Below are 12,612 nucleotides of genomic sequence, written 5' to 3' on the forward strand. Positions count from 1 at the left end.
AATTCTTGGGAGAAGAGAGGGTATAGAAAAGGAAGGGAAGAGGGTAGAGAAGAAGGGAAATATGAAGTAATTATGAATATGCTAAAAAAGAACTTTCCTATTGAAATGATTTCGGAGGCAACAAATGTAGCTAAGGAAGAAATTGAAAAGATGAGAGATGAGATGTAGATTTTTATTAATACTAAAGCCTGAATCAAATCCTTGTGGGTCGTGGACAAAACCACGTCCCACAAATACTTCCTTTATTAAATGATAAACAAGAGTCGTCCCCACCGATCCCCTAAAATTGGATTCGACAATATTTCCTGGGAAATTCAACAAACTGAGCAAATGTTACAAGAAAGAATTCATCATATATGCTGTCAGCCGAAATGACAAGTTGAGAACAGTCCCTGCCTTCACCCCCGAAATTACAGCAATTTTAAAGGAATTGAAAGAATATATGCGAAAAGTTATAAGAAAAATCATATACTTCATAAAAGTACAGTTTAACTATAATATTTGTCGAATAAACAAGAAATATGATAGATTATCGAGTTTGTCCATATTTTATTATTATTCTATAGTTATAATGTAGCCTTGATGATTACCTCCAAATTTCCATTAAATCTATTTCCACTTTGGTTAAAAGATGTATCCCCTATCATCTTGAAATAAAAGATAGCCTATTAATTTATCCTACTATTATTTTGTCGTTTACTATCTTTCTTATTCATCCATTTCAATGAGAAATTAAAAACAAAGTTGGTATAGAAGGTTTATTACGATTTATTTGTGTACTGGCTCAATAATATCAGTTTACTAGAAAAAATAACGGAGTAATTAAAGAACCATAGAAGGAGGAAAAATTACTTGATTGTACTTAAAGACATAACAAAAAAGTATGATAATGGCTTTGAAGCATTAAAAAATATTAGCCTACATTGTAATGAAGGGGAGATTACCGCACTTATTGGTCCAAGTGGTTGTGGGAAAACGACATTGATGAAGTTAATTAATCGATTAAATAACCCAACTAGTGGCAGCGTTTTTATTAAGGGGAAAGATATTTCGGAAATTGACCCTGTAGAATTAAGAAGAAGTATAGGATATGTAATACAACAAATCGGATTATTTCCACATATGAATATTGCCAAGAATGTAGGTACTGTCCCTAAGCTACTAAAATGGGATAAGGAACGTATAGGAAAACGTGTAGATGAGCTACTTAATTTAGTATCTCTTGATCCTGAAACATATCGTAATAGACTTCCTTCCGAATTAAGTGGAGGACAACAGCAACGAGTTGGGGTTATTCGAGCACTTGCCGCTGATCCTTCGGTTATTCTCATGGATGAACCGTTTAGTGCCCTTGATCCTATTAGTCGTGAACAATTGCAAGAAGAACTTGTAAGGTTGCAAAGAGAAATAAAAAAGACAATCGTTTTCGTTACGCACGATATGGATGAAGCATTAAAAATTGCTGATAAAATCGTATTAATGAAGAGCGGTGAAATAGTACAACACGGTACACCTGAAGAAATATTACGTCACCCGGCTAACGAATTTGTTGAAGATTTTATTGGACAAAAAAGACTCAAAAGGTATCAAGGCATTCCTCCTGTTAGTCAAGTAATGGTCGAACGTCCAATTACAGTTACGCCAAATCGTGGCCTTGCAGAATCAATGAGGATAATGGAAGACAAAAAAGTGGATTCAATTATTGTAGTGGATGAAAAGAATCATCTTTTAGGATATGTAACCGTATTTGACATCGTGAAGGCATACCAAAATGAGGATACTAAAATAAAAGATATTATGCATTCATTTAATACAACAGTAAATCCAGATACACCACTCACAGAGGCCATTCAGTTAATGAATAAATTGCAAGTCCCTTATCTTCCTGTTTTAAATGAAAAAGGATTATTGGAAGGATTACTTACCCGCGGTAGTATTGTAGGCTATGTTGGCAGTGAATACCATTCAATAAAAGAAGGTGTCGTTTAAATGCAAGATTATGGATATTTATCGGTTTTTTATGAACGAATGCCGGATTTATTGGGTAAACTTTCTGAACATATATTTTTATCAGGAATATCAGTTTTATTAGGCTGTCTGGTAGCCATTCCACTAGGTGTATTGTTAATAAAGACTCATATTCGATGGATGAAATCATTAACTTTTAACATTACGAATATCTTTCAAACAATTCCAAGTATTGCATTGTTAGCAATGATTGCTACCGTCCTAGGTTTTGGAACAGAAACAGCCGTTATGGCATTGTTTTTATATTCTCTAATGCCAATTTTAAAAAATACATATGCTGGTTTTGATTCTATTGATCCACAAATAATTCAATCTGCAGAAGGGATGGGATATAGTCCAATGCAAAGGTTAGTGCAGATTGAGATTCCATTAGCCCTTCCCTATATTATGTCGGGTATTAGGCTGACTACTGTTTATATTGTCAGTTGGGCTGTTTTGGCTGGATTAATTGGGGGTGGGGGATTAGGTGAATTAATCCTAGCAGCATTATCTCTTAATGACAAACCCCTCATCATTGCAAGTTCTGTTATGGCGATGATACTAGCCCTAGTTGCAGATTTTATATTAGGAAAACTGGAAAAAGCATTTACAAAAAGTAGTAATACAGAAGCACAAAAAATATAAAATAACGGAGGATTACGATGAAGAAATTATATTTATTGTTGTTACTAATGTTGATTTTAGTCCTTTCAGCATGCTCTGGAGGAGACACGCTTACTGTTGGAACACAAACATACTCAGAAACGAAAACAATGGGCTATATGTATAAGGAATTAATTGAAGCTAATACGGATTTATCTGTAGAAGTAAAGACTGATATGGCTACAGACACTCTTGTATTAGAAGCTATGATGAGTGATGAATTAGAAATAGGTACAACATATACTGGTACAGCATTAGCGAGCTTTTTTACAATAGAAAATCCGAGAGATCGCGAAGCTACAATGAAGCAAACTCAAGATGACTTTAGAGAGGAATACAACATCAAAGTCTATGATGAACTTGGATTCGCAAATACGTATGCACTAGCTGTTACAGAAGAGTTTGCAGAAGAACATAACATTGAAGCAATTTCTGACTTAGAAAATATTGCAGAAGACTTAAATTTTGGATCAGATACTAGCTGGTTAGAGCGTAGAGGTGATGATGGATATACTGCTTTTACAGAGTTATATGGTTTTGAATTTGGCGATTCATCTCCAATGAGTCCAAATCTTGTGTATGATGCTTTAAATAATGATGATATGGACGTTGTGCTGGCCTATTCTACAGATGCTCGTATTGATACTTATAATTTAAAAACACTTGAAGATGATATGCAATTTTTCCCTCCATATGATGCTTCTACCTATGTGAAACAAGAGACCCTGGATGAATATCCGGAACTGGATGATATTTTCAGTGAATTAGTAGGGAAGATTGACCTTGATACTATTAGACAATTAAACCGAAAAGTTGATGTCGATGGAGAAGATCCACATGATGTGGCAATAGAGTATCTTAAGGAGCAAGGAATGTTAGAATAGGAGGTTTCCAAATGGAATTCATATCTGACTTTTTTGACTATGTAATGAATAACTGGTCCCATCTTGCTTCCTTAACTTTGGATCATATCCTAATGGTGATTATTGGATTGGCCTTAGCACTAATGGTTGGAATTCCACTCGGGATTATTTGTTTTAAAAATGAAAAGTTAGCAAAAGTTATTTTAGCTACTGCCAGCATTATACAAGTCTTTCCAAGTATCGCGCTTCTTGGAGTTCTAATGATTTTCTTTGGTCTTGGATTTAAAACAGTAGTTGTTGGGTTGTTTTTCTATTCCCTATTACCGATTATTCGTAATACGTATGTCGGGTTAAGAGAAGTAGATGAGAACATCTCTCTAGCTGGTAAAGGTGTTGGGATGACAGTTACTCAGCTTCTATTAAAAGTACAATTACCTCTTTCCTTACCATTTTTACTCGCTGGTGTGCGTGTAGCGGCGGTTATTGCTGTCGGGGTTGCAACACTTGCACCATTTATTGGGGGAGATGGATTAGGAAGAGATATTGTAGCTGGAATTAACACAAGACAAGCAGATAAGATTTATGCTGGTGCAATCATTGCAGCTAGTCTTGCTATTTTTGCTGATATCACCATTGGCAGGGTACAGAAACGGTTAGAAACATAGATTGGAATTAAAAGAAACTGATTATAGTTTAGCTAATCATATGGAAAAAGAACTAGTTTCCGGATTACTATTGACGGAAAATAGTTCTTTTTCAGGTCTAACACACATAGTAAGGAGGTTTTCCATTGAAAATCGTAATTACGGATTATATCAACATGGAATTTGTGGAAGAAAAAAAACTCTTTCAATCAGTTGGTGCACAACTTGAAGTAACCCAATGCAGAACTGAGGAAGAAGTTATTGAGGTTTCACAGGGTGCCATTGGATTAATAAACTCAGAAATCCCAATCACACGAAAGATTATTGAATCCCTTCCAGATTTAAAAGTCATTGCGAAATATAGCATTGGTGTAGATAACATTGATGTTGTGGCAGCAACGGAAAATAATGTCTTTGTAGCCAATGTACCGGATTATTGTCAGGAAGAAGTTGCAAACCACGCCTTAGCACTCATTATGACGTTAACCCAAAAAATAGTCGCTTTAGATCATTCCGTAAAACAGGGGAAATGGTCCTTTAGTGAGGGAGCCCCCCTACACCGAATAAGCACACAAACTGTTGGATTAATAAGTTATGGTAAAATTGCCCGTAATTTAGCTAGTAAATTGAAAGCAATCGGTTTTCAAGTGATTGCTTACGATCCTTACTACCAAAAGTCTAATCAAGATGCGAGTATTGAACTAGTTTCGCTCGAGGAATTAATGAGACGATCGGACGTGGTAAGTCTTCATGCTCCATTAATAAAAGAAACGTATCATATGATCAATAAAGATGTATTAAGTTTAGCCAAACCGAATGCGATCGTTATCAATACTGGAAGAGGACCGGTAATTAAGGAATCAGATTTAATTGATGCCCTAGATACAGGGAAAATTGCCGGAGCAGGATTAGATGTATTAGAGCATGAGCCAATAGATGTCAATCACGCATTGTTAGCCATGGACAATGTTATCATAACACCTCATGCAGCCTTCTATTCTGAGGAATCATTTCAGGAATTAAAAAGAAAAACGGCATTAAATATAATGGATGTTCTAAAAGGTAAAAAACCAAGATACTCTGTTAACAATTTCTAGAATCTAATAAATTAACAATCTAGGAGGAAATCATAATGAAAAATCAAGAATATACAGTTTCTAATGCTATCGTTGAAGAACTAGTTGCAGAAGGCGTTGAAGTCGTCTACGGTATTGTTAGTGTTCATAACATGCCGATTTATAATGCGATACTTAACCATTCAAAAATTCGAATGGTTACAGCACGTGGTGAAAGCGGTGCTGTTAATATGGCAGATGCCTATGCACGTACGACAGGTAAACTTGGTGTTGTCATTACAAGTACAGGGACTGGGGCAGGAAATGCGGCTGGTTCATTATCAGAAACGTGGAATTCAGGTACTTCTCTCCTTCATATTACAGGTGAAGTGGATTCCAATTACATTGGGACGGATCAGCGTTATATTCATGAAAGCAAGGACCAGCTAAAAATGATGGAAGGAGTTAATAAAGCTACTTATCTATTAAAGCGTCCAAAATTGATTACCCCATTTATGCGTAAAGCGATTAAAGAGGCACAAACTGCACCACAAGGACCAGTTACCGTTCAGATACCAACAAATTTCCAAGCACAAATCATTCCGAACAATCAATTAATCGAAGTGGAACTGAAACAAAACCGAGAAACTACGATTAATTTACCTACTGAAATTGTTGAAACAATTGCTACTGCAAAAAGGCCTGTAGTCTGGGCTGGAAATGGAGTAATTCTTTCAGGTGCTTCTGAAGAGCTGCTGGAGTTAGTAGAAAAAATTAAGCCCGCAGTGATTACAAGTGCAGCAGGGAAAGGTTCTATTCCTGAAAATCACCCACTATGCATCGGTAACTTTGCATACTTCCCTCAGTTTGAAGAGCTATTGAAGAAATCTGATTTACTTATCAGTATTGGCGTTCGCTTCCGTGCGGGAGAAACCAATAACTGGACTTCTCCTGTACCTGAAAACCATATCAATATTGATGCGGATCCAAATGCGTTTAATCGTAATTTCAATACCCGTTGTGGTGTCGTAGGTGATGCTAAAGCTGTTCTACGAGAAATTAATAAACAATTGGTAGATAAGGAAATTACAACAGATGAAGCCTATGTGGAAGAGGTAAAAGGAACACGTCAAGCTGTGCGTTACGACCTATCTAATTCCATCAAGCCTTATGGTGATTTTGCAACGATTATGCGTGAACAACTTCCTGATAACACGGTCCTAGTTACAGACGTGACAATACCAGGATACACTTGGGCAAATAAGTTATTTGATATTAATGAGCCAAAAAACTACGTTACGATGACTGGAGAAGGAATTGGCCAAGGCTTGCCAATGGCAATTGGGGCGAAAGTTGGCCAGCCAAACAAGCCAGTCGTTCTAGTAGCAGGGGATGGCGGTTTCATGGTAAATGCGGGTGAAATGATTACTGCTGTTCATGAAAATACACCAATTATTGTCTTGCTTTTCGATGATGGTGGATATGGAATTCTAAAATACTATCAGGAAGCAGCATATGGTAGAAAAATTAATGTTGATTTGAAAAATCCAGATTTCGTCATGATGGCTAAATCGATGGGATTTGAATCGGAAAAAGTAGCCTCTGTTGAGGAATTTGAAAAGGGATTGGCCAATGCAATCGCTAGCCAAAAACCATACTTGGTTGTTGTTGACGTGGAGAAGGTAGGAATTTTAGAATATGAAGATTCGGATGAATATATTCAATCTTTCCGTCCTCACGAAGAATAATCCAAGCTAACATAATGATTTATGAGGAGGCACAAGAACTATGACACAAGCATTGAAAATATATATTGACGGGAAATGGATAGATTCCAGCAACCCAGAAAAGCAAGATATAATCAACCCAGCGAATCAGGAAATCATTGCCAAAGCCCCAAAAGCAACGAAGGAGGAAACAGAAGCAACCATTACAGTCGCTAAAAATGCGTTTGAAAGCGGCGTCTGGTCTGACCGTACACCTCAAGAAAGAGCCGAGGTTTTACTGGAGATCGCTGATAAAATGGAAGAAAGTCTGGATGAGCTAGTTACTCTTGAAGTGGAGAACAATGGCAAAACAAGAAAAGAGGCAGAATACGATGCGTTAGATGCTGTGAGTTCATTCCGATACTATGCTAGCCTTCTGAATACTTCAACTGGACAAACGTATGAAGCTTCAGATGATATACAAACAGTCATAATTAAGGAGCCAATGGGCGTTGCAGGGTTAATTGTCCCATGGAATTTTCCTTTATTGATGAGTGTGTGGAAAATTGCACCAGCTTTAGCAGCAGGAAATTCCATTGTTCTGAAGCCTGCTGAAATTACCCCAATGACAGCTGTTAAAGTATTTGAACTGATCGACCAAACCAGTTTGCCAAAAGGGGTTGCTAACCTATTGATGGGGGCTGGCTCCGTCGTCGGTCAGACAATTTCCGAAAGCAATGATGTGAACGTCGTTTCCTTTACGGGAAGTACTGAGGTAGGTCGCAACATTATGCAGGCTGCTACAGGAAACCTTAAAAAGATATCTCTAGAACTTGGTGGCAAATCACCAAATATTATTTTTGCAGACGCAGATTTAGATACAGCCATTGACTATGCCATGTATGGAATTTATATGGGTTCAGGTCAGGTCTGCTCATCTGGGAGTCGAGTATTAGTTCAAGAGGATATTTATGATACGTTCATTGAGAAATTTGTGGAGGGGATAAAGAAAATTAGGGTTGGACCAGGGAATGACGAAAACTCCGAGATGGGAGCCATCGTTAGTAAAAAGCACATGGAAAGTATATTGGAATATATCCGAATCGGAAAAGAAGAGGGTGCCCATTTAGCATGTGGTGGAAACCGTATTGAGCGAGATGGTATGGAAAAGGGATTTTTCATCGAGCCGACTGTTTTTGTTGATGTCGATAGTGATATGCGAATTGTCCAGGAGGAAATTTTTGGCCCTGTTGTCGTCATTCAAAAGTTTAACGATGAAGCAGAAGCTATAAAATTAGCGAATGATACCGTATTTGGCCTGGCTGGTGCCGTATTTTCCCGTGATCAAAATAAAGCAATGCGTATCATTAAAAAGGTCAGAGCCGGAATTACCTGGATCAACACCTACCATCTTACAAATATCCAAGCTCCGTGGGGAGGATATAAGCAGAGTGGTATCGGCAGAAGTCTAGGGACATATGGATTGGATGAATATCAAGAAACAAAACAAATAAACATCAGTACCCAGCCGCAACCGATTGGTTGGTTTAGATGAGGGGACATTAGGAAGTTTAGGCACAATAAGCTTCGTTCTCATCGTTGCTGAAACCTTCATATTCTTTATTGAAGCGTGAAAAACCGTCCCCATGTGTTTATTGGGTACGGTTTTTTCGTTCTTCTGCCTTACTTAATAGTTCATAAAATTTATTATTTACACTGATCAAGCCTTCCTTATCTATCCTGGACCATTTTTCCATATCCATGAAGGATTCTAGATTGTACTTTTCAAGTAAAAAGACCAATTCTTCAACTTTCTCATATGAAATTTCAGAATTATTGTCTACAAAATGCTCTTTGCCTAACAAGAGGTAGTCCATTGAAACCTTTAATAACCTTGATAAACGAATGACTATGTAAATGTCAGGCCATTCCTCATCATGCAGTATTTGATCAAATTGTTCCTCACTATAACCTAATTGTTCACTAACTTCTTTTCTAGTTAAATTGCGTATTTCCATAAACTTCTCTACCCGTGACAGAAATCCTTCCAAAATTTAACCCACCTTTTTGGTTTATGGGTACGGTTCTCCTTTATCAATGACAAACGAGAACCGTACCCATTTATCTTCCATTATATTTCGCTTGTAATTTCACTTGCTTTTTCATGCGTTTATCATCTTTTTTATCCTTCACAACTAGGATAGCGTGGATTGCTCCAGGCAACCAAAAGAATAAAGTTAGTATTAAATTTAGTAAAGCTTGAATTGGTTTACCAGAAAACAATACTGCAACTGGCGGTAAAACAACGGCTAATAGATACATCATTAGGATAACCTCCTTACTTATATTTTAATCCAGGAAGGTAAAATTATCCATAGGTGTTTTAACGGTAAGTCTGGTGCCTATTATGTTTGAGTGTGATGAATTTGGCGAGCGTGAAACTGTAAGTGGTGATCGAATTCCCTGGGTTGGCGAGCTTTAAACTGTAAGTGGTGATCGAATTCCCTGGGTTGGCGAGCGTGAAACTGTTAGAGGTGATTGAATTTCCAAGGTTGTCGAGCGAAAAATAGGTGATGGTGATCGAATTTCCAGGGTTGTCGAGCGAAAATCTGTTGGTGTTGATCGAATTCCCAGGGGTATCGAGCGAAAATCAGGTGTTGCCGAGCATATTCCCATGGTCACCGAGCGAAAAACAGAAATGGCGAGCGAATCCCAATAATCCTCCGTAAGAAGTTTTAAACTACTAAACTTCACCCATATTTCACTATTTTCTTAAGTATAAAAATGGCACTTTATGTCTACAAAATCATTCGCTAATGATAGAATAGTTTATATCACACCTCAAATTGACAACCGTGATAATCTATCAAAAAAGGTGGGGCTGTTATGTGGATAGTCGGTGCCATGATTATCATAGCACTTCTACTAATCTCGACAAATTTATATTACAAAAAACGATACCTCGAAAAGCAAGCAAAATACTTAAAACCAATGGTAGAAACGGTCGAAAATGTCCGTGATATTTTATATTACTGTGAAACAGTGCCTAAATTAAACTATCTATATCTTAGTCCTATTGTAAATGAGTTGATAGGACCTAATACAATGGAAGAGCATATGCTAGATCCGGAGAAAATATTTGAGATTGTTCATCCGGATGATTATGATACGCTACGAAATAAGAAATTTGGGGAGCTTGATTTTTGTGAGCCAATTACTGTTAGGCTCCGTAATCATGAGGGAAAATATATTTGGTTTGAGGAATATGCTACACCTGTTATGAAGGATGGAAAATATGTAGCGGTGCAAGGAATTTTGCGAAACATTGATGAGAAGGTTGCTCTCCAACAGCAACTAGAATATAAAACGACTCATGATACGTTAACGGACCTCTATAATCGGGAATTTTTTCAAATGAAACTAGAGGAATATAATGAGCATCGTGATGTGCCTATTGCAATAATCATGGCAGATTTAGACGAGTTGAAGTCTATTAATGATCAGTTTGGTCATTTAATGGGAGATCGGTTAATTCAGGATGTTGGAACTCGACTGAAAAAATATATGGATGAGAACATCGTCGTTGCGCGTATTGGTGGAGATGAATTTGCGATTCTATTAGCAAATGTGACGACTGCAGAAATAGAGGAATACATAAAGAAGATCCGTGATGAAATGAAATTTAATGATGAAAGTAAACCCTACACTCCAATTCAACTATCAATTGGGTATGCCTATAGCCAATCATCTATCGGTGTCATGGAAAAGCTGTTGGGAGAAGCAGATGCTGAGATGTATAAGGATAAGAATGGGAAGAAGGGGAGTCTGGAGCCTAGGTTATCTAGGGTATGATTATAACTGTGTATCTATGCTAAGAACAATTTTTAGAACCCACTAAGTCAGCCTTGTATTTGCTGCTAAGTGGGTTCTGTATTTACGTTGCTTCTAATTTACGATATTTCCTTTTAGTATGCTTAAAATTTCCTGTCCGAACTCATTCGCTTTTTTGGGTCCAATACCTTCTATTCCTAAAAGCTCATTAAGATTGCTTGGTCTTTTATCAAGAATAGATTCTAAGGTGTTATTAGTAAAAATATAATATGGCTTTACATTTAACTCTTGGGAACGTCTATTTCTAAAGGCAGTCAAAGATGATTTTAATTCTTCTCTACTTATTTTTTTCGATTGATTTATTGCCTCATCTTTAGCTACACGCTTTTGAATTTGGGTATCTTTCGTATAATTACCTTTAATAATAGATATTATGTCTTCCCCAAACTCCCCTACTTTCTTATGACCAATACCTTCAATCTCTAACAATTCCTCATTTGTAAGGGGCTTTGTCTCTAGTAAACTATCTAATATTTTATTAGTGAATATATAATAAGGTTTAATCTTGAGTTCTTTGGAACGACTTAAACGATATTCTGACAGTGATTTTCTTAGTTCACTATCGTTATTATGTACTTTATCAGCAGATTTGGTGTTAGTTGTGTTTTGTTGTTGTGGGTCTAGTATATAATTTTCAATGTTAAATTCTTTTTCTTTACTAAATTTTAGGATTGTATCAGCAATGTCATAAAGTTTTTGATCTGTCATTAATACGGGTGATTTTTTCTCTAATTCATCTTTTATGAATGCTTTAATTTGGTCATGTCGGATTACACTAGATTGTATATTAGCAGGTGTGTTTTTAGAGATATTTAAAATGGTTTTAGGATTTGCAAAAGTAACAGCATATTTGACTGGGCAACTTTGGATTATTCCGTTAGCCTTCAGTAATTTTTTAAGAATCGCTACATGCCTTTCTACTTGATTTATAGGGCTATACATCCCCTCTTTGTTAACAACTTTATTATTCTTAGTTATTACTCGTTGGAATTCACCTTTGTCAGTAATATGTATACTTCCGAATAATTTTTTAACTTCTAGAACCATTATGAACTTATGAGTAATAATTACAAAATCTAGTTGAGCATAATAATCCTCATACTCAAGAGATACATCGTGTAGAACGACCATGGGTAACATAGAATTTTGTAGTTCGAACAATACATTTTTTTCACCTGCTTGACCTATGGAAAACAATTTTAAATGGTTTTCTACTTTCTGTAAGTCGATGTTTGGTTCATTATTCTCTACTAATCTAGTAAGATTTGTTATCCAAGGTGAATCTTCATTAAACCCTTTATATATTATAGGTTCTTTTATATCTCTATTTTCTGTTAAAATATTGAATACGTTTTTTAGAAACGACATCATAAACCCTCCTTTAAGAGATTATATATTGATTACTACCTTAATCATATCAAAAAAGATACGGTGGTGCCTGTCACTTCCCGTTTTTTGTCGAACTGCGAATAGTGACAGGCATTTTTTTATGGTGGAGACAGAGGGAGCGAGCGAATACATTGGGGAGTTGAGCGAAAAATGGTGAGTGAGGAGCGAGTTCACAGGGGTGGCGAGCAAATAAAGGTTAAAGTGGAGCGAATCCCCAGGGTTGTGGAGCGAATAAAGGTTGAAATGGAGCGAATTTCCTTGGTTTACGATCGAATATGGGTGCGCGAGGAGCGAAACCTCAGGGGGGCGATCGAATATGATGGTGAGAGGAGCGAATCCCAGGGTTGGTGATCGAATATGATGGTAAGAGGAGCGAGTTCACATGAGTGGCGAG

At 36.8% G+C, this 12,612-nt stretch carries 11 protein-coding genes; 8 read left to right on the plus strand and 3 right to left on the minus strand.

From position 1 onward, the window contains the following. Nucleotides 1-852 precede the first annotated feature (852 nt). The 7 genes from BUB12_RS16130 to BUB12_RS16160 all read left to right on the plus strand — a co-directional run bounded on the left by BUB12_RS16130 (nucleotide 853) and on the right by BUB12_RS16160 (nucleotide 8,493). Nucleotides 853-1,989, plus strand: coding sequence for an ABC transporter ATP-binding protein (locus BUB12_RS16130; protein WP_072891937.1), 1,137 nt, complete (start codon nucleotides 853-855; stop codon nucleotides 1,987-1,989). Further along, complete coding sequence (locus tag BUB12_RS16135; RefSeq protein ID WP_072891938.1) at nucleotides 1,990-2,652, plus strand: ABC transporter permease; 663 nt, start codon at nucleotides 1,990-1,992, stop codon at nucleotides 2,650-2,652. It begins immediately after the preceding gene. A 17-nt stretch (nucleotides 2,653-2,669) separates the two neighbouring features. Next, nucleotides 2,670-3,554: a glycine betaine ABC transporter substrate-binding protein gene (locus BUB12_RS16140; RefSeq protein WP_072891939.1), complete on the plus strand. Its 885-nt coding sequence runs from the start codon at nucleotides 2,670-2,672 to the stop codon at nucleotides 3,552-3,554. 11 nt (nucleotides 3,555-3,565) lie between these two features. Then, entirely contained in the window at nucleotides 3,566-4,198 is a 633-nt protein-coding gene (locus tag BUB12_RS16145; RefSeq protein WP_072891940.1) for an ABC transporter permease, read from the plus strand. A 125-nt stretch (nucleotides 4,199-4,323) separates the two neighbouring features. Further along, nucleotides 4,324-5,274, plus strand: a complete 951-nt coding sequence (locus BUB12_RS16150) for a C-terminal binding protein (protein WP_200801098.1) — start codon at nucleotides 4,324-4,326, stop codon at nucleotides 5,272-5,274. A 35-nt stretch (nucleotides 5,275-5,309) separates the two neighbouring features. Beyond that, on the plus strand, nucleotides 5,310-6,980 hold the full coding sequence (locus BUB12_RS16155; RefSeq protein ID WP_072891941.1) for a thiamine pyrophosphate-binding protein: 1,671 nt from the start codon (nucleotides 5,310-5,312) through the stop codon (nucleotides 6,978-6,980). A 40-nt stretch (nucleotides 6,981-7,020) separates the two neighbouring features. Then, complete coding sequence (locus BUB12_RS16160) at nucleotides 7,021-8,493, plus strand: aldehyde dehydrogenase family protein (RefSeq protein WP_072891942.1); 1,473 nt, start codon at nucleotides 7,021-7,023, stop codon at nucleotides 8,491-8,493. Between the two features lie 97 nt (nucleotides 8,494-8,590). Here the strand turns inward: BUB12_RS16160 and BUB12_RS16165 are convergent, their stop codons facing one another. Together BUB12_RS16165 and BUB12_RS16170 are read right to left on the minus strand one after the other, a co-directional pair. Beyond that, on the minus strand, nucleotides 8,591-8,989 hold the full coding sequence (locus BUB12_RS16165) for a helix-turn-helix domain-containing protein (RefSeq protein WP_072891943.1): 399 nt from the start codon (nucleotides 8,987-8,989) through the stop codon (nucleotides 8,591-8,593). 70 nt (nucleotides 8,990-9,059) lie between these two features. Then, nucleotides 9,060-9,263 carry a YqaE/Pmp3 family membrane protein gene (locus BUB12_RS16170; protein ID WP_072891944.1) on the minus strand — a complete coding sequence of 68 codons (204 nt, stop codon included), beginning with the start codon at nucleotides 9,261-9,263 and terminating at the stop codon, nucleotides 9,060-9,062. 561 nt (nucleotides 9,264-9,824) lie between these two features. Here BUB12_RS16170 and BUB12_RS16175 point away from each other — a divergent pair. After that, complete coding sequence (locus BUB12_RS16175) at nucleotides 9,825-10,790, plus strand: sensor domain-containing diguanylate cyclase (protein WP_072891945.1); 966 nt, start codon at nucleotides 9,825-9,827, stop codon at nucleotides 10,788-10,790. Between the two features lie 93 nt (nucleotides 10,791-10,883). Here BUB12_RS16175 and BUB12_RS16180 read toward each other — a convergent pair whose 3' ends face one another. Further along, complete coding sequence (locus tag BUB12_RS16180) at nucleotides 10,884-12,197, minus strand: HRDC domain-containing protein (RefSeq protein ID WP_072891946.1); 1,314 nt, start codon at nucleotides 12,195-12,197, stop codon at nucleotides 10,884-10,886. Nucleotides 12,198-12,612 lie beyond the last annotated feature (415 nt).

Origin of the sequence: Ornithinibacillus halophilus (assembly GCF_900129485.1) — a bacterium.
In the GTDB taxonomy this organism is placed as follows: domain Bacteria; phylum Bacillota; class Bacilli; order Bacillales; family Amphibacillaceae; genus Ornithinibacillus; species Ornithinibacillus halophilus.

What these genes read in the sequence shown, in the direction of transcription:
- BUB12_RS16145 (WP_072891940.1), top strand. Translation starts at nt 3,566, where the DNA reads ATGGAATTCATATCTGACTTTTTTGACTATGTAATGAATAACTGGTCC.
- BUB12_RS16160 (WP_072891942.1), top strand. Translation starts at nt 7,021, where the DNA reads ATGACACAAGCATTGAAAATATATATTGACGGGAAATGGATAGATTCC.
- BUB12_RS16180 (WP_072891946.1), bottom strand. Translation starts at nt 12,197, where the DNA reads ATGTCGTTTCTAAAAAACGTATTCAATATTTTAACAGAAAATAGAGAT.
- BUB12_RS16140 (WP_072891939.1), top strand. Translation starts at nt 2,670, where the DNA reads ATGAAGAAATTATATTTATTGTTGTTACTAATGTTGATTTTAGTCCTT.
- BUB12_RS16170 (WP_072891944.1), bottom strand. Translation starts at nt 9,263, where the DNA reads ATGATGTATCTATTAGCCGTTGTTTTACCGCCAGTTGCAGTATTGTTT.
- BUB12_RS16155 (WP_072891941.1), top strand. Translation starts at nt 5,310, where the DNA reads ATGAAAAATCAAGAATATACAGTTTCTAATGCTATCGTTGAAGAACTA.
- BUB12_RS16135 (WP_072891938.1), top strand. Translation starts at nt 1,990, where the DNA reads ATGCAAGATTATGGATATTTATCGGTTTTTTATGAACGAATGCCGGAT.
- BUB12_RS16175 (WP_072891945.1), top strand. Translation starts at nt 9,825, where the DNA reads ATGTGGATAGTCGGTGCCATGATTATCATAGCACTTCTACTAATCTCG.